At 34.0% G+C, this 22,190-nt stretch carries 25 protein-coding genes; 9 read left to right on the forward strand and 16 right to left on the reverse strand.

Going from position 1 to position 22,190, the window contains the following annotated elements:
- Window position 1: 1 nt before the first annotated feature.
- The 6 genes from leuS to C6H08_RS06305 all read right to left on the reverse strand — a co-directional run bounded on the left by leuS (window position 2) and on the right by C6H08_RS06305 (window position 6,250).
- The gene (gene leuS / locus C6H08_RS06280) at window positions 2-2,458 is read right to left on the reverse strand and encodes a leucine--tRNA ligase (RefSeq protein WP_034580469.1); all 2,457 of its coding nucleotides are present in this window, start codon (window positions 2,456-2,458) and stop codon (window positions 2-4) included.
- A gap of 62 nt (window positions 2,459-2,520) precedes the next feature.
- Complete coding sequence (locus tag C6H08_RS06285) at window positions 2,521-3,093, reverse strand: hypothetical protein (RefSeq protein ID WP_034580467.1); 573 nt, start codon at window positions 3,091-3,093, stop codon at window positions 2,521-2,523.
- Between the two features lie 10 nt (window positions 3,094-3,103).
- Window positions 3,104-3,871 (reverse strand): MlaD family protein, encoded by a 768-nt coding sequence (locus C6H08_RS06290; RefSeq protein WP_034580465.1) that lies wholly within the window; start codon window positions 3,869-3,871, stop codon window positions 3,104-3,106.
- Between the two features lie 10 nt (window positions 3,872-3,881).
- The gene (locus tag C6H08_RS06295) at window positions 3,882-4,649 is read right to left on the reverse strand and encodes an ABC transporter ATP-binding protein (protein WP_034562648.1); all 768 of its coding nucleotides are present in this window, start codon (window positions 4,647-4,649) and stop codon (window positions 3,882-3,884) included.
- A complete protein-coding gene (locus tag C6H08_RS06300; protein WP_004085797.1) occupies window positions 4,646-5,860 on the reverse strand; it encodes an MlaE family ABC transporter permease in 1,215 nt (404 codons plus the stop codon). The genes C6H08_RS06295 and C6H08_RS06300 overlap by 4 nt, the downstream gene beginning before the upstream one ends.
- An 18-nt stretch (window positions 5,861-5,878) precedes the next feature.
- The gene (locus C6H08_RS06305) at window positions 5,879-6,250 is read right to left on the reverse strand and encodes a diacylglycerol kinase (protein WP_034562645.1); all 372 of its coding nucleotides are present in this window, start codon (window positions 6,248-6,250) and stop codon (window positions 5,879-5,881) included.
- A gap of 271 nt (window positions 6,251-6,521) precedes the next feature.
- On the opposite strand from C6H08_RS06305, the gene C6H08_RS06310 reads away from it, so the two are divergent.
- From C6H08_RS06310 to C6H08_RS06320, 3 genes are read left to right on the forward strand one after another with little or no spacing between them, the layout of a single operon-like run.
- Entirely contained in the window at window positions 6,522-6,938 is a 417-nt protein-coding gene (locus tag C6H08_RS06310) for a hypothetical protein (RefSeq protein ID WP_104686141.1), read from the forward strand.
- A 5-nt stretch (window positions 6,939-6,943) separates the two neighbouring features.
- Window positions 6,944-7,162: a hypothetical protein gene (locus C6H08_RS06315; RefSeq protein ID WP_138196191.1), complete on the forward strand. Its 219-nt coding sequence runs from the start codon at window positions 6,944-6,946 to the stop codon at window positions 7,160-7,162.
- Complete coding sequence (locus C6H08_RS06320) at window positions 7,155-7,583, forward strand: hypothetical protein (protein WP_034579087.1); 429 nt, start codon at window positions 7,155-7,157, stop codon at window positions 7,581-7,583. The genes C6H08_RS06315 and C6H08_RS06320 overlap by 8 nt, the downstream gene beginning before the upstream one ends.
- A gap of 310 nt (window positions 7,584-7,893) precedes the next feature.
- On the opposite strand, the gene C6H08_RS06325 is transcribed toward C6H08_RS06320, so the two are convergent.
- On the reverse strand, window positions 7,894-8,178 hold the full coding sequence (locus C6H08_RS06325) for a hypothetical protein (protein WP_233708508.1): 285 nt from the start codon (window positions 8,176-8,178) through the stop codon (window positions 7,894-7,896).
- On the reverse strand, window positions 8,163-8,321 hold the full coding sequence (locus tag C6H08_RS11280; protein WP_158656822.1) for a hypothetical protein: 159 nt from the start codon (window positions 8,319-8,321) through the stop codon (window positions 8,163-8,165). The genes C6H08_RS06325 and C6H08_RS11280 overlap by 16 nt, the downstream gene beginning before the upstream one ends.
- A 189-nt stretch (window positions 8,322-8,510) precedes the next feature.
- On the opposite strand from C6H08_RS11280, the gene C6H08_RS11945 reads away from it, so the two are divergent.
- Window positions 8,511-8,669: a hypothetical protein gene (locus tag C6H08_RS11945; RefSeq protein ID WP_233708509.1), complete on the forward strand. Its 159-nt coding sequence runs from the start codon at window positions 8,511-8,513 to the stop codon at window positions 8,667-8,669.
- A gap of 14 nt (window positions 8,670-8,683) precedes the next feature.
- Window positions 8,684-8,884, forward strand: coding sequence for a fluoride efflux transporter FluC (locus tag C6H08_RS11950; RefSeq protein WP_233708511.1), 201 nt, complete (start codon window positions 8,684-8,686; stop codon window positions 8,882-8,884).
- Between the two features lie 245 nt (window positions 8,885-9,129).
- On the opposite strand, the gene C6H08_RS06335 is transcribed toward C6H08_RS11950, so the two are convergent.
- The 8 genes from C6H08_RS06335 to C6H08_RS06370 all read right to left on the reverse strand — a co-directional run bounded on the left by C6H08_RS06335 (window position 9,130) and on the right by C6H08_RS06370 (window position 16,228).
- Window positions 9,130-9,684: an aldo/keto reductase gene (locus tag C6H08_RS06335; RefSeq protein WP_324761515.1), complete on the reverse strand. Its 555-nt coding sequence runs from the start codon at window positions 9,682-9,684 to the stop codon at window positions 9,130-9,132.
- 10 nt (window positions 9,685-9,694) lie between these two features.
- Window positions 9,695-9,841, reverse strand: coding sequence for an aldo/keto reductase (locus C6H08_RS12310; RefSeq protein ID WP_267892886.1), 147 nt, complete (start codon window positions 9,839-9,841; stop codon window positions 9,695-9,697).
- A 42-nt stretch (window positions 9,842-9,883) separates the two neighbouring features.
- On the reverse strand, window positions 9,884-11,236 hold the full coding sequence (mnmE, locus tag C6H08_RS06340; protein WP_034579089.1) for a tRNA uridine-5-carboxymethylaminomethyl(34) synthesis GTPase MnmE: 1,353 nt from the start codon (window positions 11,234-11,236) through the stop codon (window positions 9,884-9,886).
- A complete protein-coding gene (locus tag C6H08_RS06345) occupies window positions 11,236-12,567 on the reverse strand; it encodes a Jag N-terminal domain-containing protein (protein ID WP_034579092.1) in 1,332 nt (443 codons plus the stop codon). Before C6H08_RS06345 ends, mnmE begins: the two co-directional genes overlap by 1 nt.
- 55 nt (window positions 12,568-12,622) lie before the next feature.
- Window positions 12,623-14,335 carry a membrane protein insertase YidC gene (yidC, locus tag C6H08_RS06350; RefSeq protein ID WP_034579094.1) on the reverse strand — a complete coding sequence of 571 codons (1,713 nt, stop codon included), beginning with the start codon at window positions 14,333-14,335 and terminating at the stop codon, window positions 12,623-12,625.
- Window positions 14,336-14,352: 17 nt separating this feature from the next.
- On the reverse strand, window positions 14,353-14,862 hold the full coding sequence (gene yidD, locus C6H08_RS06355; RefSeq protein WP_324761514.1) for a membrane protein insertion efficiency factor YidD: 510 nt from the start codon (window positions 14,860-14,862) through the stop codon (window positions 14,353-14,355).
- On the reverse strand, window positions 14,747-15,412 hold the full coding sequence (locus tag C6H08_RS06360) for an amino acid ABC transporter permease (protein WP_034565475.1): 666 nt from the start codon (window positions 15,410-15,412) through the stop codon (window positions 14,747-14,749). Before C6H08_RS06360 ends, yidD begins: the two co-directional genes overlap by 116 nt.
- Window positions 15,413-15,982: 570 nt before the next feature.
- Entirely contained in the window at window positions 15,983-16,228 is a 246-nt protein-coding gene (locus C6H08_RS06370) for a hypothetical protein (protein WP_034565472.1), read from the reverse strand.
- Between the two features lie 255 nt (window positions 16,229-16,483).
- Between C6H08_RS06370 and C6H08_RS06375 the strand changes: the two genes are divergently transcribed.
- The 4 genes from C6H08_RS06375 (at window position 16,484) to C6H08_RS06390 (ending at window position 21,916) form a co-directional block, all read left to right on the forward strand.
- Window positions 16,484-17,164 (forward strand): F0F1 ATP synthase subunit A, encoded by a 681-nt coding sequence (locus tag C6H08_RS06375; RefSeq protein WP_004088563.1) that lies wholly within the window; start codon window positions 16,484-16,486, stop codon window positions 17,162-17,164.
- A 14-nt stretch (window positions 17,165-17,178) separates the two neighbouring features.
- Complete coding sequence (locus tag C6H08_RS06380; RefSeq protein ID WP_034579096.1) at window positions 17,179-17,526, forward strand: hypothetical protein; 348 nt, start codon at window positions 17,179-17,181, stop codon at window positions 17,524-17,526.
- A 71-nt stretch (window positions 17,527-17,597) separates the two neighbouring features.
- Complete coding sequence (locus tag C6H08_RS06385) at window positions 17,598-19,913, forward strand: hypothetical protein (protein ID WP_034579098.1); 2,316 nt, start codon at window positions 17,598-17,600, stop codon at window positions 19,911-19,913.
- Entirely contained in the window at window positions 19,910-21,916 is a 2,007-nt protein-coding gene (locus tag C6H08_RS06390) for a hypothetical protein (protein WP_034579099.1), read from the forward strand. Before C6H08_RS06385 ends, C6H08_RS06390 begins: the two co-directional genes overlap by 4 nt.
- Window positions 21,917-22,190 lie beyond the last annotated feature (274 nt).

Here is a 22,190-nt window from a genome sequence, read left to right on the forward strand (position 1 = left end):
CCTACACCACAAAATTGACTAATTTGTTCGGCACGAAAATTTCTTTTTTAATGTCGCTTGTAAGCCATTTTTCTGCTACGCTTTTAGCCGCTTTTATCACCTCTTCTTTTGTGGCATTTGTAGGCATCATAACTTCAGCGCGTTTTTTTCCATTGACACTAATCGCATAGGTGATTTCATCTTGTTTAAATGCATCTTTATCAATCTCAATAGGTGCGAAATTTGCTAGATTAAACAACTCTTGACTAAGCTCACTTGCGATATGTGGGATAAAATTCTCTAAAATATGAAGTAGGATAAAGTAGCCCTCTGTAAAGACCAAATCATCATCTTGTGCAGACAAGGCATTGTGTGCTTCCATACATGCCGCAATTACGACATTAAATGGATAGCCCTCAATCTTTTTATTAAATATACTTTGCTGTTTTTGCAGGGCTTCATATACTTTTAATCTTGCGGTTTTGGAATCTTTACTTAGATTCTGTGTGTCTATTTTTGGTAATGTCTCGCACTTTTTTACACGCACTTTTCTATCAATAAGTCGGCAGATAAATTTATAGCAACCAACCACGCTATTATCATTCCAATCAAGTGCATAGCTAGATGGTGCAGCAAAAAGGATAAATAATCTTGCGGTATCTGCTCCATAAGATTCTATAATATGTCGCGGCTCTACTACATTGCCTAGACTTTTTGACATTTTAACACCATCTTTTAGCACCATGCCTTGCGTGAGTAAATGTGAAAAAGGCTCACTAAAGCTAATATAGCCTAGATCTCGTAGCATTTTGGTATAGAATCTCGCGTATAAAAGGTGTAAAATCGCATGTTCAATTCCACCGATATACTCATCTACCTCCATAAAATATTGCAGAGATTCCGCACAAAAGGCTTTATCTTTACGCAATTCTTTTGGTGTTGTGTAATGCAGGAAATACCAGCTAGATTCTACAAAAGTATCCATAGTATCAGTCTCTCTTATAGAATCTGTATTGCATTTGGGGCATTTTGTATATTTCCAAGTTGCATGTTTTTCAAGTGGATTGCCTTCCCCTGTTATCTCAATATCATTTGGTAATTCAACGGGTAAAACATTAGATTCTACCACGCCACATTGTGGGCAGTGGATAAGTGGTATAGGTGTCCCCCAATAGCGTTGGCGTGATATACCCCAATCTCTTAATTTATAGTTTGTAGTCTTTTTGCCTATGCCTTTTTCTTCAAAAAGAGCGATGATTTTCTCCCTTGCTTCCTTGCTATTTAGCCCTGAAAACATATCGCTATTACATAAGATTCCATCTTCTGTATCTGGCTTATTTATGCCATCATTTTCGCCCTTTGCTTCTATGACGGGCAGTAAGGCTAGATTATATTTTTTTGCAAACTCAAAATCCCTTTCATCATGGCTTGGCACACTCATAACAGCACCACTTCCATAACTCATAAGCACAAAGTTGCTAATCCATACGGGAATCTTTTTCTGTGTGAGTGGATGCAGAACAAAAATGGGGAGAGATATGCCTATTTTATCAGCTTTTGATCGCTCTTTTTCAGCTTGATTGCGGATATTTTTGATTATTTCAATATCATTTTTTGCTAATACATTTTTTTCAATAAGACAATCGACTATGCTATGTTCCGGTGCGATGACACAATAGCTCACACCATAGATTGTATCAGCCCTTGTGGTATAAACATCAAGCGTGTTGATTTTATTATCTAGTAGGTTTTTAGAATCTTTGCATAACTCAAATGAAAAAGATAAGCCGCTAGATTTACCTATCCAATTTCTTTGCATACTTAGGACTTGTGGGGGCCATTTGCCCTCTAAAGATTCTAAATCATTGAGCAATTCTTCTGCATAATCTGTGATTTTAAGATAGTATTGATACATTTCTTTTTGCACCACGGGGGTATCACAACGCCAACATTTCCCATCGATAACTTGCTCGTTAGCTAACACGGTTAAATCATTTGGACACCAATTAAGAAAGGCTTTTTTACGATAGACTAAGCCTTTTTGCCATGCTTTTATGAAAAACTCTTGCTCATATTTGCTATATATTGGATCACAAGTCTCTAGCACCCGCTCTTTTGAAAAGCTTAATCCCATAGTTTGTAATTCTTTTAGCATAACCTCCATATTGCTATAAGTCCAATCTTTTGGGTGGATTTTATGCTTTATAGCGGCATTTTCAGCGGGCATACCAAAGGCATCAAAGCCGATTGGGTGTAATACATTATAACCATACATGCGATAATATCTAGCCATTGCATCGCCTATGCAATAGTTTCGCACATGTCCCATGTGGATTGCCCCGCTTGGATATGGAAACATTGATAGAATGTATTTTTTAGGTTTTGAAAAGTCGTTGCTTGGCTCAAACACGCCACTTTCTTGCCATATTTTCTGCCATTTAGATTCTATTGCGGCTGGATTATAGTTTTCATGTGTCATTTGTGAATCCTTCAAAAATAATTGCAATTTTATTGTTATTTATTAAATACTTTTTTAAAATGCTATTTCTTTACCTCTTTAGCGATTTTTTGTAGTGCTTCATTCATAGCATGTTGCAGGGTTATGGCTGGATTTTCTCCCATTGCAGAGGTTGTTATACTACCTTCTTTTATGCGTTTCATATCATAGCCCAAAAGCTCATAAGTAAGATATACACGCCCTTCATAATCATTTGTGCCTTTAACATATAAGTCATTAATGCTAATTCGTAAAGTGTTTAGCCGCTGACTTAAAGGTGGATTCTGATCTATTTGTAAGCAATGATTTGACGCAATCTTTATGAAAGCATTTCTTGTCATATTCTTTGGTAAATCAATCCATTTATAATTTGGCAATACCTTAATCTCATTTTTCTCATTATAGAGTAAAATATCTTTGCTATCATAGGGTGAGAGGGCATTCACTTGTAAAGCAAAGCTATCTTGCTTCTTTTTGCATTGATTTTCTAACTCTACATTATCAAGGCTATAAAAAGTCTGGTCTGGCAGGACTGACTTTAGATTCACATTTAAACAACCTTGCAGTAAGGCTACAACTAAGATGATATAGAATCCTTGCATAAGATTTAATCGCATATTTACTCCTTTAGTTTCGTTTTCCAAGTAGTGTCTCATAAGGGTCTCGCTCCATTCTATCCATAAACAGACTTGCTTTCTCAAGGAAAGAATTTAGCGTTTGCAAACTATATCCGCTTTTATTAATAAGTGGCGTTAGAATCTCTTTCACATTAAAATCACCGCGTAATAATGCCCTATCTAAATCCCTTAAAAGCTTATCTGCACTATTTAGAGTCTTATCAAGATTCTGTTTTGTGCCCTCCAGTGAAATAAGCATATTGCGTATGTCTTCAATGTTTTTGCTATCTGTGATATTTTTCACATTGCTTACAATATCTTGTATATCATTTGTCATGCCTTGTGCGTTTTCTAGCAATTTACCGATAGTATTTTTTGCTAGATAGAGTGTCGCTTCATCTTCATCTTTAATGATATTTCCTTTTTCATTTTGTTTTAGTTTTAGATAGCTCATACCTACAAATCCATCAGAATCTATCACTAGCTCAGACCCTTCCCTCACAGGTATTTTTCTATTAATCGCAACATCAATTTGCACGACATTTACATCATCTTTTTTAAATCCCATGTGAGTTACACTCCCCACACTAATGCCTTTATATTTCACAGGTGTATTTACGCTAATGCCCCCTACCTCATCTTGCGTATAAACATGATAAACTTTCACTCTTCTATCATCAATGCCAAAGCGACCAATCCAAAAGATAAACGCAATCATTGCAATCGTTAAAACACAGAAGATAAGACCAATAAGCGTATAATTAATACTTCTCTCCATACATAATCCTTTATTTATATTTCCAATATTTCTCACCACGCGTAGAATGAAAAAGGCTATTTTGATGCAAACCATTATTTGCTTCTTTTGCAAACTCATCTAGTGTGCCACTAAACTCAATCTTTTTATTACCAAGCAAGATAAATCTATCAGTAACATCTTTTATACTATCTAAATCATGTGTAATCATAACTATCGTTACGCCAAACCTCTCTTTTAAAGAAGCGATTAAATCATCAAATTTACATGCACTAGCAGGATCTAGCCCACTTGTTGGCTCATCTAAGAATAGAATCTCAGGTTCTGTGCATAATGCCCGAGCAAGTGCCACTCTTTTTTTCATACCACCGCTTAATTCATTCACATATTTATTACATACGCTTAAATCAAGCCCCACATTATGTAGCCAAAACTTTGCTATTTCAGGATATAGGTTTGATGGAAAATATGAGTATTCTTCAAGCAGACTTGTTACATTTTCAAGCACATTTAAAGAGCTAAAGAGAGCGCCAAACTGAAATACAACGCCCATTTTTTGCATGATAGTATGCTTTTTAGAATCTTTTAACTTCCAAATATCAGTATTAAGGATATTAATACTCCCAGAAGTTGGTCTATGCAAGAATATAAGCGTATGTAAAAGCGTCGTTTTACCACTTCCACTGCCACCAAGTATAGAGAAAATTTCACCCTTTTTCACATGAAAGCTTATAGAATCATGTATCAGCGTATTGCCATAATGTGTAGTGAGATTATTAACTTCAACGATATTACTCATAGATTATACCTCGTGAAAATGAAAGAGAAAATCGCATTTGCCATGATAATCCAAAATATCGCATTCACAACACTCATGGTTGTCATTTTACCAATAGATTGTGTATCACCCCTGCACTCTAATCCGCGAAAGCACCCAACAATGCCAATAATCGCACCAAACACAGGGGCTTTTACCACGCCTATCCAAAAATGCGTAATTGACACCGTTTCATAGAATCTTTCTAAATAAGTCTCAAAGCCAATATTAATGCTTGTCTTAATCGCTACCATACCACCAAAAAGTGCGATCGCATCAGCGGCAAATACCATTAAAGGCATAACGATAATAAGGGCTAAGATTCTAGGGATAATGAGAAAATAGAATATATTAAGATTCATAGCTTTCATAGCAGATAACTCTTCTGTAAGTCGCATAGACCCAAGCTGTGCGGTAAAGCTTGATGCACTTCTACCAGCAATCACTAAGGCAAGGATAAATGGTCCCATCTCACGCAAAGCAAGCTTTGCAGTCGTATCGACACTCATAATCGGCACACCCATAGAATTTAGCTGATACGCCCCTTGCAAAGTAATTGCATAGCCGATAATAAGTGAGGTCATAAGCCCAACAGGCAACGCCTTAAAGCCTTGCTCATAGATATGATAAATAAGGGACTTAAAACGAAAATTTGATGGTTTTAAACAACCAAGCATAAAGAAATGTAAAAACATACCCATGAAGTTAAAAAACGATAAAGCGGTTTGATAAAAACTCACACACCACTGCCCTATAAAGCTAAAAAAGCTAGAAAAAATATTAAGCCTTTTTGGTCTATATGGAGTGCTTAATACTTCTTTCATTATGGCATTGTCATTATTTTCTATGGCGTTATAGACTTCACCATTAAGAAGCAGTGTGTAACGCTCTGATAAGAGAAAAGAAGTAAGACGCGTAGTCTGCATACTATCAACATAGATATACACATCTTCTATTTGACTAGATTCTAAAGTATTACGCAAAAGTAGCATGAAGATAATGCCAACCCTTGCATTTTGAAATACAATATGAATATCGCCTGTGTATTTTTGCACTTGAGCGCGCAAAGCAGTAATATAGGCTTGCTGCACGAAGCTATCCCAATGCCCCTCGATAATAATGGCATTTGAGGGCGGCTTTATAGTATTAAAACGCGCACATATCGTTTTACTCTCATCATCTGAAACAAACAAAAATTATCCTTAAAGATTCTATAACACAAAACGAACAAGCAAGTAGCCACCCCAAATAAAAGCAGCAAACAACATACAAACAAACTGCAAACTACTGCCAATATCCTTTGCATCTCGTGCAAGTGGATGAAATGTAGGCTGGACTAGGTCAATAATCTTTTCAATAGCTGTATTCACTAACTCCGCAAATACCATAAAAAACAAAGGCAAAACTAAAAAAGCAATCTCAAAAAAATCACGCCCCAAAAAACACGCAATAATGAAAAACAATACAAACACAATAAGGATTTGTCGAAATGAGACTTCTTCACTCACACAAGCCTTTAATCCCGCTAGAGAAAAAAAGAAAGCCCCAATAATCCGCCTCACCCCTTTTTTACCGCTTTTCACTATATGCCTTTATTATTAGATTTGCGAAGATTCTATAAAGGCTGTATCTTAACAAAAAAAATACATGTTTATGCAAATAATTTATAAAAATGCAATGTAGTATTGCGAAAAGGTTATCATGGTATGACAGGTTTTCTAAGAGATTTTAAAACAACAAAACAGCAATAGTAAGGTTTAGAATTGGGTATTAAGGTTGTAAAAACAAAGCGAGAACTTAAAAATACATAATATGCAGATATAATATAACTCTATTCTACACATAAGGAACACAATGTTTAATGTTTTAATTTGCCTAAAACAATTAGATAATATCAATCTAGCACCTATGCTAGAAAGATTATATAACCACACGAAACCACAACAGATACATATCATAACAAGTAGCAATAACGCAAATCTTATTTTAAATTTATCGCAGAATATACAAGAAAAAATCTATATTTTTGATGAGGATAAAATCTACAAGAATCTAAGTCTTGAAGTCATTCAAAAATATATGGAATCCAAAAATGCGGCTATATGGCGAAGCGGCTGGTATTTACAGCAATTTCTTAAAATGGGATATGCAACTTTTGCGAACTCAAATGATAAAACAAGTAATGCCTTGTTAGACATGGGGGGGGGGGGGATTGTTGCCCTATTTTTACTCCATATTATCTTATTTGGGACACAGATTGTATTGCTTTAAATGATATGATGTTTTTTCATCATGAAAAATTGCAACAAGAAAAACCAGAAAACCTTACTACATATTTTGCAAAACACGGTTATATTCATAAGCCATATTTTGACACATTAGAGCGACTTCAAATACCCATTTATAAGCAAGATTCTATAAGCATTTTAATGCGTGCGGTTGATTTTAGTTTTATTGTGGAACACATGATGATAAATAATTCTATTTATGTGTGAGCTTATTTCTCGTATAGAAAAAACACATAATAAGTTATTTTTTGAAGCGATTTTAGAAAGCATCGATGAATGCCAACTTAGTGCTTCTGGATTTAGTGAGTTTGAAACATACGGCAATTTTGTAGCTAGTCAATACGGCAATCAAGCACTCTATATTACGCTAAGACAAGATAGAGCAGCAAAATCAATAATAAGCATAAACCCAACACATAAGCAACTAGAATGGTATAGTAAATACTATGATACATGTTGTATAGAAACTTGGATTGAAGAAAGCTTTATAGGCAAATTAACAAAATATGCAGTATTTAGAAGTATATCACCTTACACATGGCATAAGATTCTAAGCGCTAAAAGAGAACCGAATATTTTTAGAAAAAAGCTAAAAGCAAAATTAAAGAATCTGGTATGCAAAAAGTAAATCTCAATCCCAAAGCAATAGCACCACTCAAACAAATTTAACTTATATGTGATAAGGTAGAATCTATTTTAGACTATTTTTTTTGAAAATATTGTTCTCAAAAAAATATGGGCTTTACAAATATAATTATATTGTATCGCACAAAGCGTTTTTTTGTGTCCAATTAAGATTCCATTGTATAAGCACTTAATTTTTTAAAACTCATCGTAGTATGGAAAATAATTCTTACTTTTCTTTGACGAGAGTGAGTCGGTGTTCATTGCCTTTATGAATCCACCTTAGCCACCACAATATATTTGAGAATCTACATTTATTTATCACTCATTGCCCACATCACAACCACGCCTTGCATTTCATTTTCATACTCTTCTTGTATCTCAACAAAGGGGAGTTTATATTTTTTGCATTGCTCTTTTAACGCACTATGCTCTTTTATAAGCTGCTCTTTACTAGCCACATAAGATTCCTTGCGTTTTTCTATGGTATTTTCTTTGAGTTTTATTGTGTGATAATGCTTTAAAATATATTGCTTTGAAAAGATAAGAAACAGCACTTTTATAGGTGCAAAGGGCTTAGAATCTAGCAAATTTCGCACATTTTTGGCGTTAAATTTATGCCTTCTAGTATGAGATTTTGCTCATTTTCTATGCAAGTTTCAATAATGCCAACTACGATATTCCATAAAAATGCGGTGATTTTAGAATCTTCCTCCACACTAAAGGTGGATTTTCTAATCATTTTATAAAGCCCATTTTAGATGATCTAAACTCATATAAGGGTAATGATAGATTTCAAGCAACCTTTGTGCCAAAAGCGTTTTGCCTGTATGGCTTTCCCCACCGATTAGAATTATCATAGTTTTGCCTTTCTGTTTTTTGCATATTTTCTTGTATTATAGTATGAAAATTTCACACAAAAAGGACACAAATGCTAACCAAACTCGCACTTATCAGCCTAGGTGGTGGTATAGGGGCGGCGTTACGCTTTTATGTAGGCTATGGTGTTGTATCTATTTTGCCAAGTCAATATCTGCATTATAGCTTCATAGCGACTTTTGTATCAATATGTTGGCGTGTTTTGGCATAGGGCTATGTGTGGCGATGATAAAGGGGCAAGATTCACTCTTATTTGCATTTCTTACTATCGGTTTGCTCGGGGGATTTAGCACATTTTCTACCTTTAGCCTAGAAGTGCTAAAACTCCTGCAAAATCATTGTATCCTTACCGCAATGCTTTATATGCTACTCTCTAATATATGTGGAATCTTATGCGTGTATTTAGGCTATGTGTTTAAGGGCTAGATTCTATAAGGCTTTAAGATTCTAGCCTTTCACATACTTTTGCAAATGTGTTTATACTCGCTTATATTGCTTTGGATTTGCATCAAAGCAAACTTCACTCAAACATCTCTTTTAAAGCATTAAGCAATTATCTTTTCAAAGTTGTGCCGATTTCTCTTTCATTGAGCCATTTTATCGTGTCTGGATTGGCGTGATCAAGCATTCTATGCGGTGTGTCAAGCTTGGCTATCTTAAGCAAATCCACTCTATCTAACGAAAAAATCAAAAATATTAAAATTTTCTCTCATATGGGCTATATTTTTACTAGCTGGTATGGTTACAATGCCTCTTTGGACTATCCATCTTAGAATCACTTGTGCGGGAGTTTTGTTGTATTTGCTGCCTATTTCACACAAGGTTTTATCCTGCAATATATTATCTCGTGCTTGTTTTAGAGGACTCCACGCTTCCATTTGCACTCCAAGTTTTTGGCAAAATCGCTGGGCTTGTATCTGCTGAAAATGCGGGTGACACTCTATTTGATTTACAGCGGGGGTGATTTCAAAATTTTGCACAAAATCCATTAGTCTAGCATTGCTAAAGTTACTCACGCCAATAGCCCTAACTCTCTTTTGCTTATAAAGCTTACTCATCGCCCTATACGCACCATAAGTATCATTTATAGGCTGGTGGATAAGATATAAATCCGCATAATCAATTTGCAATTTCTTTAAGCTTTCATCATAGGCTTTTCCTGCCTTATCCTCTGTCGCATAGGCTTTAAAAAGCTTAGAAGTGATAAAAAGCTCTTCCCTTTTAATCCCGCTAGATTTAACCGCTTACCCCCACGCCAGATTCATTGCCATAACTTTGTGCGGTATCAAAAAGTCTAAATCCCACTTCTAATGCTTGTTCTACATATTTTTGTGTTTCTTTTTGATTGCCTAATTTGAGTGTGCCAAACCCAAGAATTGGCATAAAGATTCCATTGTTTAGATTCCATATTAGGTGTGTATAATATCACTTACCAACGCAAAATTGTGAAAACATAGAATCTAGCATATCTTCTACATCATAGGGCTTTGTCATAGAGCCTAGTGATTGCAAAGTCTGGTGTAATTCAAAACTTGCAAGTTCTAGTGATCCACTTATCAGCAATTCCTTTGCAATGCTAAGATTTTTGCACACAGATTCTAAAAGATTGCTTTGTGTGGCATTTGTCAGCACAAAGGTATTATTATCAATCTCCATAGTTAAAAAGTTGGCAATTTTCTCTTTTAACAATTTAGCATTATTTTCATCTTTTGTGTTTAGAGTGATTGTTTGAAAGGGTGTAAAATCATGGGTATTTTGCCTAGCTAAATCATTTTTATTTAATACGATTAAAACAGATTTATTACTGCATTCGCTTTTTAAAAAGTCTAGTATTTCGAAATCTTCCTTATTCATAGGTTTTGAAATATCAAACACACAAAGGATTATCTCGCTCTCTCTTGCACTCTTCATACTTTTTTCTATGCCCTGCATTTCAATAGAATCTGTGCTTGTGTGTATGCCGGCAGTATCAGTGAGTGAGACAAGATTCCCACAAATATCAAGCATGGCTGTAATGGTATCCCTTGTCGTCCCGGCCATATCGCTTACAATCGCCCTATCCTGCATTAATAAGAGATTAAGCAAAGAGCTTTTACCAACATTTGGTTTTCCTATAATGCAAAGCTTTATATCTTGTAATTTTTGATAATGTTTGCTTGAATCAAGTATAGCTTGGAATCTCGCTTGTATTGAAAGCAGGGTAGAAACACTTTTAGATAATATATTTTTGTCTAAGTCCTCTTCACTATAATCGATATTCACTTCAATTTGTGCGATAATATTTAATATCTCTTGTCGCACAGATTCCAACATTTCACTTAGTTTGCCATCCATATTTCGTGTTAAAAGCTTTGTTAGGTTTGTATTTGTGTTGTTTATTAGGGCAAGTGTTGCTTCCAACTCTACTAAATCAAGCTTATTATTACGCAATGCTCGCATACTAAATTCACCAGCTTTAGCCAAAGTCGCACCAAAGGCTAAACATGCTTTTAGAATCTCATTTGCTACTAAAATGCCGCCATGACTTTGAAACTCCACAATATCTTCACCTGTAAAACTTTTTGGGGATTTAAAATAAATCACAATGGCTTTATCTAACATTTCGCCTTTTTCATTATAGATTCTATGAAGTGTGGCTTTTCTGGGGACTAATAGATTTTCTAAAGCGTCTTTTTTAAGCAATTTTGAAGCAATATGCAAGGCTTCATCTCCGCTAAGGCGGATAATGCTAATAGCACTTTTTGCAAGCGCACTTGATATAGCTACAATTGTATTCATTAATATTTAGGAAGATTCCCAAAGCCATGTATATTGTTTCGCATATTATTGTTGCTTATAAATTCGCTAATGCTGATATATTTTTCCCCATCGGCATTTTCTCTAAAAACAATATATTTATTTGGCAGGGCATCGCGTAACATTTTTAATGCAATGTGTGTTAGGACACCATCTAGTGGCTTTGTCTGTGCTTTACCATTTACCTTTGCATTTTCAATGATAGGACCAAGATACGCCCTCATCATCTCTTCTTGATTCTTTAGAAATTGTGCTATCTCAAGTCGCACACCTAAACCATAACAAGTATGAATCCAGTTAAAAAGCAAATAGCTAAGAGACTTGTAACGATAGCCTTTCTGTCCGATGAGTAAAGCTGCATCAAGCCCATCAATAAGAATGAAAAGCGTATGATCATCATAAGGCTCTACATGGATTTTATTAAGCTTTAGTGGCAAGTAAGAAAGCAGTTCAGTAAGTTCGTCTTGGACTTCTTTACAAATAGATTCTATATCCTTTTTTTGCTCTGCATTACTTTGTGTGCTATCCTGCCACGCTACATTAGAATCTTTATCATAAAATGTAGAATCAAAATCGCCTTGCACCCTCTCATCAATAGACTTTTTATGTGGTATGGAAGTATTTTGCTTTATTTCTTTTGTGTTTGCATGAGTTTGTGTGGGCTTAGAATCTGTTATGCTAGATTCTCTTGTTTTAATTTCTGTCGTTTTGGGTTTTGTTATTTGAGATTCTAATATTTGGCTTTCTCTTGTTTTAAACTCTTGGGCTTTACTCTCTTGTGGTCCCTTATTTAGCGTGTCGGCTTTAGACTCATTTGCATAAGCTTTAGTGTTATTGTCTTTATTTGTTTGTAAATCTTTGGCTATGTAAGTGCGATTTGTCGGTGTTTCATCACTATCTTTACTTGTGTATTCTTTGGCGTTCAAGTCTGTTTGATTATTGTTTTCCATGTTTTCAATATGTTTATTATTTGATAAGCTATTGTCGCTAGTATTGATTTTAGAATCTTTAGAATCTATTGCAGAAATTGTTGTAGAAGATTCTTTGGTGTCTTGTGTTGTTTCGGTGTTGAGTGAAGTTGTGCTATTCATACTATCTATATTTGTTTCAAGTGGCTTTGTAGATTCTGTATTTGCGGTATTGATATTATGTTTTTTTGTGGCAACGATGATTGCTTCTTTTTTCAAAAATCCTAGAAATCCACTACTTGGATTCTGGATAACTTCATATTCTATTTGTGTCAATGAGCAGTCAAAATGCTTTGTAGCTTCTATCAATGCAGCATCAAGCGTGTTTGCACTAAATCTTTTCATTTATAAATTCCTTAATATTTGTTATTTCATTTACCATATTGTAACATATTATTGCCTATTTTTTTGTTTTATGTGTATGTTTTTTGTGGGTATGCTCTTCAATCTCTTTTTGCCTTTTAGATTCTAGCATTTTATTAATAGCAAGTTGCTGGATAATAGAAATAAGGTTATTAATCGTCCAATAAAGTATAAGCCCTGCTGGAAAGGTGATTAAAAAGAATGTAAAAATAACAGGTAGCCATTTAAACACTTTTTCTTGCATAGGGTCTGTAAAAGTTGTGGGCGTAAGGGCTTGTTGTAAATACATAGAAAGTCCCATAAGCAAAGGCAATACAAAATAAGGATCCATAACACTTAAGTCGTGTATCCACCACATAAGCGGTGCGTTTTTAAGCTCAACTGCATTATACAAAACGCGATAAATAGCAAAAAACACAGGGATTTGTAATACAAGCGGCAAACAGCCACCAAGCGGATTTGCGCCATGTTTTTTATAAAGCTCCATCATTGAAGCTTGCAATTTCTGCGGATCGCCTTTATATTTTGCTTGTAAATCTTTCATTTTGGGAGCTAATTCTTTTAGCTTTTGCATACCCACCATGCCCTTAAAGCTTAATGGGAATAGGATAATGCGTATAATGATTGTTAAAACAATGATGGCAACACCCCAATTGCCAATATATTGATATAAGAAATCAAGCAATGCAAAAATATATTTTGCAAAGAAAGTGATTCTGCCATATTCTACAACGCTTGTTAAATGCGGATTAATAGATTCTAAAACTCTATAATCTTTTGGTCCTATATAGCCATGCAATACTTCATTAGCACTGCTTACATTAATGAAAGGGGTGGGCAGTCCCTTGCTAAAAGCACCAATGCTAAGTGAAAGCGGCTTATCAATATTAAATAAAAGGCTTGTATAATATCTATCTACACTTGCTACATAGAGTGCATCATCAAAGTTTTCTCCCTTATTTTTTGCGTCTCCATCTTCTATTTTTTCAATCGAGCCATTATTTTTTTGCAATACTACGCCGTGGAATACATAGCTTTCAGAATCTGCATTTGGACGCATACCATTACTTATTAGATATTGTGTCTGTTTGCTTAACTCTATTTGGACTTTATAGGTCATATTTGGCTCAATAGTGATAATCTTCTTTACCACTAAATCGCCTAAATCCTGCGTTAAAGTAAGAGTTTCTGCTTTATCTGTAAGCACGATATGCGATCTGTCTGTGCTATATTTTATCTCACTTGATTTTTTTCTATAATTCTCATCAGTAAAAATCATTTGCAATGGATATAGTGGCACATTATCGGCTAATAAAGGCAGTCTATCAAGCTTTTTATTCTCACCGCTCACCATACCAAAAAGTCGCCCAATATGTGTAAAAATGCCCTCTTGATGTGGCTGTGTGTATTTATCCGCCTTGAGATACACCTGCGTAATTGCACCTGATGTATCAATATCCATATCAAAATCTTGTGATTCTATACGCACGAGATTTTCTTTTATTTGTGGCACAGAAGTTGGAATCCCCTTCATATCGCTGTTATTTGTTGGCGGTGTGATTGTATTTGTATTTATCGCACTTTGTGGGATCACCTCATTTTCACTTTTAACACTAGAATCTGTTACTCGATTTGCTGCTTGTGGCTCTTTTATCGGTGGCTCTGGTGCAAAAAACTTTGACCATATCACAATAACTGCAAATGAAATGGCAACCGCTAAAATCAGCCTTAAATTACTTTGTTTATCCACTAAAAACCCTTAATATTTTATAAATGAATCGAAATTATATAAAATTTTTTCAATTTAAGCAAATAAGAATGTGAATCTACAAAAAAATATGTCGTTTTTGGTATAGATTTGATATAAGGTTTTGCTAAACTAGTTTGATACAATTTTATATTTTCAAATGCCCTTTGACTTAAATATACGCTTGGAAAATCAAACCCACCACGAAAAAAAGGATTACAACGAAAGATTCTTAAAAGAATCTTTACATTCGCAATAAAAACATTATCAAATCGCAAAAGCAATAAAGCATACGAAGAACACGATGGATAAAAACGACAATTAGCCCCAAGCAAAGGCGAAATAACATATCGATAGAATCTTACTAAATACATGGCTATTGTATTTAGGCTTTTTTGTTTATTTAAGCAAGGATTATTGCGTGATAAATTTTTTCTCAAGATAGTTTCCAATATAAGAAAATGGATAGCAAAGCATAAAATAAATAAGCAGTATTGCTCCATATACAATAAAATTAACACTTGTGTCATGTCGCCCAACAACCTCAATCAACTGCTGCCCTACTTTTAAAAGCTCGACAACGCCAATAAGTGGTAAAAGCGAAGTGGTTTTAATGATTCTGCCAAAGAGATTTATGCTTGAGGGCATAAGGGCTTTTAGGGCTTGAGGGATAATTATGTAATATTCAATCTGCCATGTGCTAAATCCTAGGGCAAGAGCAGACTCTCTTTGATGCTTTGGTATATTAAGGATACTTGCACGGACTAAATCACCCATTTCAGCAATCCCCCACATACTAAAGACAATAATCCCACAAGAAATCGCACTGATATGCAAGTCAAAGCTACTAGGTATGCCATAATAGATAATAAAAAGCCATGCGATAAGCGGCACAATCCGCACAGATTCTAAAAAGAATCTACAAATATACTGCATAATTTTACTTTTTACAATCATAAGTCGCCCCATAATAAGCCCACCAACAACTGAAAAAATAATGCTAATCAATGCTACAAACAGCAAAACACCAACGCCATCTAAAACCCGCCATAGTGTTGTTAGACTAAAGAGTTCTCCCACTTTATGCCTTTATATTTTTTAATTTAATATTAATTGAAACATGCAATTATAACAGATTTTATATCCCTTAATCCATAATAGTAAATATGAAGAAAAATGAAATACATGTTATATGTGAAAATATGAATCTATCAAGTAATTTAGTTTCTATAAACTTTTGCCTAAATAGCTAAAAAGCCTAGATTAAAAGTCTTTTATGTGTTTTGATAGTAAAGATTCTATATCAATAAAAACTCTTATAACCTTTTAAAACATTCCACTACGAAAGGTAAGAAATTCAGCACCAATGCTATACCACCGATTATAAAAACTAAACAATAAAATTTTTCTTGTGTTCTCTTTTTTACTTTGCCTAAAAGATTCAATAACACATAAACATTTTTTGCAAAAAAAATAAAGTAAAAATAACCCTAAAGCAAGAGATTCTACTATCAAAAAATACAAAAATGCCTTATATGAATTAAACAATAGAGATAGCCCATACAACAATATAAGACTTACTAGCACACCAAGGATAAAAATAAAAAACCTAAGCTAAACTCAACAATAAGGTTCTGCCCGTCTAATGCCCTATATCTTTTCAATCTCTCTATGACTTGCAAACGCACATAAAACAAAGATTAAGCCCATGCCAAAGTCATACAATACGCTAAAAATTTTTACATAAGAGTGCATAGGGCGATTCAATAAAAATAGCATGATTATACTAACACAATATCCAAAGAATAAAGGAAGCCCTACTAAGAATGCACTTTTGCGATAAAACAACACAGCAAAAAATAGAGCAAAAATATTGAGATGATAGACAAAATACATACCTATCGCCTCACTATTTGCATATAGAGCTAAACATAGATAATTCTATTCCTTTTTGACAAGAATATAAAATGACAAGCTATACAAAATCACACTCTAAATTAAAATATGTTCGGTAGTTTTGAAGTTCATGTTTCGTAATTATAACCATTATATATCTTGTGATTTTACCATCACTTGTTATGCAGTTTTTAGCTATTCTTAAGTGTTTTTTAGATAGAATCCAGCTTATTGTTTTTATAAAAAAGGATAGACATGGAAGAAAGACTCTTTACATTTGCGGGGTTAATCAGCACCGACCATGCGTTTATTACAATCTTTTACACTATTTTATGTGCGGCTGTAACTATTGGCATTAGCATGTTTGCTGTGCGAAAGCTACAAGCTGTGCCGACAGGTATGCAGAACTTTTATGAGTGGATTATTGGCGGTATGCTTTATATTGGTAAGGATTCTTTAGGTGAGAAGTTGGCACGCAAATATTTTCCTTTAGCCGGGACGATAGGCATTTTAGTATTTTATTGTAATGTTATAGGTATGATTCCGGGATTTGAAGCACCTACTGCAAGTATTAGCTTCACTTTAGTTTTAGCGCTAATAGTGTTTTTTTACTACCACTTTGAGGGCATTAGGGCAAATGGTTTTGGTAAATATTTTGGACATTTTGCGGGTCCTATAAAGCTACTTTCACCATTGCTTTTCCCTGTTGAGATTATCTCACATTGTTCTCGTATTATCTCGCTATCATTCCGTTTATTTGGGAATATACGCGGTGATGATATGTTTTTACTTGTAATGTTGCAGCTCGTCCCTTGGGTCGTGCCACTTTTACCATTTGGAATCCTTATGTTTATGGCTGTATTGCAGGCATTTGTATTTATGATTCTCACTTATGTATATTTGGCAAGTGCTGTTTTATTGGATGATGAGCATTAAAAGCTACAAAGACAATGTATAAAACCGAAATGAGACGCTTTTTGGCGGCGATGGAGTTTTGTTGTGGTTTTCTCTTTGGTGTAGCACTTTTTGGGGCAACTCTTACCTTTCTTATTACACCTGATTTTTTTCCAGCAATATTATTTGCTGTATGTGTTTTTGCTTTTTTTATTTTCCTTGCCGCTATTGTGCGTTATTGCATTATGTGTATAAAACTTGCTGATGAAATGTTACGCATAGCTTTAGAAACACAAGATTTACAAGAGCAATATTTGCAAAATAGAATCTCACAAGATAGCATTTCGCAAGATGGACTTTTGCAAACCACACAAGCAACATATACGCAAGATGTGGAAAAATAGGTATATAGAGTCTCATTGTGTGTGGTTATGTGAAGTAAGCATTTTTTAGTTATATAGCAAGGGGTTGGGCTATGAAAACAAAAAAGAAGGATAAAAATACACAGCATATTGCGATCTTGCATGACTATCTAGCATTAATGCCACAAGACCCAAGTAAAAGAATGCAAACTTTTTTTAATCTACTTTATGTGCAAGATTCCCCACACTATATACTTTTAGAAAATCCTTTGCAAATACTAAAAAATGCTGAAGAATTAAAAGACTATGATATATACGAAGCTGCTAGTTTATTGCTTGCCTGCAATGAGAATAATCTCAATACTTTTATGATGATTCCAAGCTTTCTTACACTTTGTAAAGTCTGCTGTAAAAAGTTTGTGTCCATGCCTACAAAACATTATTTAAGTTATATTAAATATTTACAGGCAAGTATTTTACACCATATTGATTCTAGAGGCATGAAGCAAGTTATAAAGCATATAAAGCTATTGCGAGAACATGGCATTATAAGCTTCCATGAGCAGAAATGTATCGAGGTATTAACCCAGAGCGATATTACAGAATCACAAGAAAAGACAAGCACAAATAAAGCGTTTGCAAACTCTTTTATACATTTATCCCCAGACAAAACGCCACTTTTTAATCAATTTAATGCCATAGCGAAAGTAAAGAAGATTCTAAAAAAACTCTCATGGACTAAGAATCTAGTCTTTTTTTGTGAAGAAGATTTCACTAAAAAAGTCGTAGTTTTAGGCGGACAAAAAACAGGAAAATCAACACTTCTAGCAACCATGCTTTATGATGGTAAAAAATCTGCTGAATCTAACATGCCATTGGAAGCAAAAGCACCCATTGAATACCATTATGGTAAGGGTCCAGCTAGTGTAGTCTATATGCACTTAAATGATTTGCAAACCCTGCAGGAATCACCTATAACAGATACAGCAAAACATTATAAGAACTTGCAAGAAACCTTTCATGATTGCTTAAAAAATGGGAGTGAAAAAATAAAATATGAAAAAATCTATGATTCATATTTTAAGAATAATAAAATCGCTATTGTAGATCGCATTATTGTCCCACAGGATTATGTGTTGTTGCAGTTTATGAGATTTATTAATACCCCCTCACTCATACCCCAGACTTTTCGCCATTTGCAAGTGTATGACTATACCGCAAAAAGCGATATGATTCTGTATTTAGCTAATCTTAATGAGTTAAATGCGGTATTATCTTTTGATAAAATCATTGCTATATTACTGCGTTTAGTAAAAAAGCAGAATATCTCTCATATTCATTTTATTGTAACGCATATTGACAAGGCAAATATGACCCTGCGAAAGAAACAAAGCCTTTGCCAAAAAATACAAAATGCACTAGAAGAGCGGTTGAAACACGCACAAAAAGAAAGACAAAAAAGTCTTGCAAAGCTGCATTTTCACTTCATTACCGCAGGGGTAGCCCACTCAATGAGATGTGGGGCAAGTGCTTCTGAAAGTGGATTTGATATAGCAACGAGTGGGATTTTAGAGCTAGAATCTATGCTTTTCACACATATATTTAACACCCCATCAACACATTTTAATATCCAAATGCTAGAAAATATATTAAAGCTTTGCAAACTCCCTATAGAATCTAGGCAAATAGATTCCATAAACAAAGATAAGATAAAAACACAAATAAATCACATAAAATCCCTATGCAAAGAAGTTTTAAAAAGACTTCCAGCACAATATTATTCCTTTTATGACGCATTTGCAAACTTGCGTGATAATCTGTATTCACAATTCATACAAGCCCTAAATTATGAAACAAAAAAGCGTGGAAATATCGACATACAGAAGTTAAAAACTTCTATGATACAAAGCCTTATTGTAGGACTAAGGGAGCTTGCTAGAATCTTGCAGGAATACTTTTTTGCGATTAAAGAATTACATGAGATAACAACTTTGTTGCATCCAAATAATACAGATTCTATTGCAAAGTTTGCACAAACAAACGAGCATAAAAAGATTCTAGAGCTTATTTTCATGCGATATACAAGCAGCATTAAAGCCGACTTTTTTGATGATAGCAACGCCATTGTAGTAGAACACCTTTCCTATCGCCTTGATATTTTATTGCCCAATACGATTAAAAAGGCAGATATACAAGAAGATTCTGTCATAAAGCCTTTGAAAGAAAATTTTGATTACTATTTCTTATTGTTAGAACAAAATATCAATACACTTTTTCATAATAAAATAAATCTTTTTAATACCCAATTAGAGCGACTTGAATATATCTTAGAATCTTGTTTTATCCACTATTTTGAAGAATATAAAGAACAAGAGAAAGAAGACTTTGATACACTCATTTCAATGCTTGTATATGGAGGGAATAAATGAGCTTATTAAAGCAATTTATACAAGAATATGATGATTTATATGATAAGAATCTTAGCAAGGAGGGCACAGGCGATATACTGCAAGAAATAAAACAAGCAGAAAGAATCATCAATATGCCAAAATTGCACCCCACACAAGAGATAAAGCAGTGCTACAAACAGCTAAAAGAACAATATAAAAGCCCTTTGACAATGCAGCTTGTGGGCGATTGCCATCTTAGCATGATTGCCTTTTTAAATGTGCTTTTTAAAGATTCTCTTATACCCTTAAACAACTCTTTAGCACAGAAAAAATTTATCATTCGTTTTTCTCAAGTCTCATTTGCAAGGGCATATTACAAACAAAATAGCATTAATGTAAATCTACACACGCTTGATTGTTCTTCTAGTAATTTAGAATCTATTGAGTATTTTGAAGTCTTTGTGAATGTAGATTTATTGCAAGAATGCGTGATTATAAAAGAGAGTGATTTTAGCAGTAAAAAAACGCTTAATGCAATAAAAGATTCTGATTGCATTCTATGGGTATTAAATAAGCCAGAAAAACTCAAAAAAGAAGAGTTATTAAAAATCATCAAGAAAAAGCCAAGTATAGCTATAATCGCCTATGATAAAAAAGAGAAAGAAGAGCATGGAATATTAGAGCAAGTATCCACACATAGAAAACAACTCATCTCTCAATATAGTCTGCAATCTATCCATGACTTGCATTTATGGAATCTACTTGAGTTTTACAGGCTTGATGAGAAGTTTGCGTTATGTAAAATTCTTAATAATCTTGCCAAACAGCAACTATCAGGCAAGATAAAAACACCAGAAAATATCCTATCCGCACTCGACCAAACAAAGATTCTAATAGAATCTTTTTACGCCCAAAAAGATACATTAAAGCAAGATTCAGCACAAAATACAATCATGCAAGATATTTTAGAGAACATACAAGCAGTCTTGCAAAGGGCAAAGCTAAAAAGGGGAAATGCTATCCTTAAAATAGCACTTGAAAAAAATAAAAATATAGATAAGCATTACAAAATCATTTTTCAGCATTATAAAAAGCTGGATTTAGCCTATCATAAGGCAAGTAAGCACTTTATCACTAGGCTAAATAAGCTTATTAATGATTATAATTATGAAATTTTTGTTAGCATTGCGAAGGGCTTAAAAAGGTATTTAGACAGCATTGTAGAAAGTGTGTTAGATAACTTAGAAACAATTAAAATAAAGACTAGACCAAATCAACCAAAATTCCTTGATATATTGACGAATCGCCGCATTGTATATGAGAGCTTTCAACTCAACAAAGATGAACTACTAAGAGAAATAAAAGATTCTAAAAGCCTTTTAGCAAGAAAACATAAAAATTTATTACAAAAGCTTATGCGACTTGATTCCTATATCAAGCAAAGTATGCGAGATATTATGCAAAATTTTGAGCGAGTATTGCAAGAATGGGTAGAAGAATCTCATCATATTATCCTACAAAAAAAGCCAAGCTATATTAGCACGGATAGCTATATAAACCTTGAAGAATTCCAGCTAAAAATTTTCCAAGATTTTACGCAGCAACATAAAGCAATGATAGATGATTCTCTGTTAAAAATGCACACAGATATTACAACTATAAGTGTATGGGTAGAAGCCACAAAGACCATATTACTTGAATGCTTAATATTGCGTATAGACCAGAAGTTTCACGCAGACAAAGCCTTAGTAAAACAAGATAATAAGATACGCACAACCCCACTTGACAAAGCATTTTTACAAGATTGCATTTTAGAGTTTTTACCTGAAAAAATTGAGCAAATTTTTTGTTCCCTGCCTATCTCACACACAATTTTTGATTCTATCCCAAAACAACTTTCACAAATCACAAAAGAAAATGAAAAAACTATCCGCAACAAAATACGAGAAATCATGGACTTGCGTCAAACACTTAAAAACGGCACAAAGATTTTAGAAAACGCCATTGAGAATGGAAGCGAGATAAACATAAATAATGAATAATTAAGGACTATGTGGAAGATTTTTGGAGGGTTTTAGAATCATTGGTAGATCTAATTTCCTATTCTAAGTCTGAAATTATATTAAAACTCTGCAACCCAAACACGCTAATCACCCCCTCCATTAAATACACATTCTTTTACAATAAATTTCTACTCGAAAATGCAACCTGCATTGTAACATCTATGGCAAAGAATCTAAAACAGCCACAACATAAACATTATTTCAAGTCAAACTTATAAATCAATTTACCCCACTATCCCCTAAAACACCACCC

The organism is Helicobacter bilis, assembly GCF_900198365.1.
Lineage (GTDB): Bacteria > Campylobacterota > Campylobacteria > Campylobacterales > Helicobacteraceae > Helicobacter_A > Helicobacter_A bilis_B.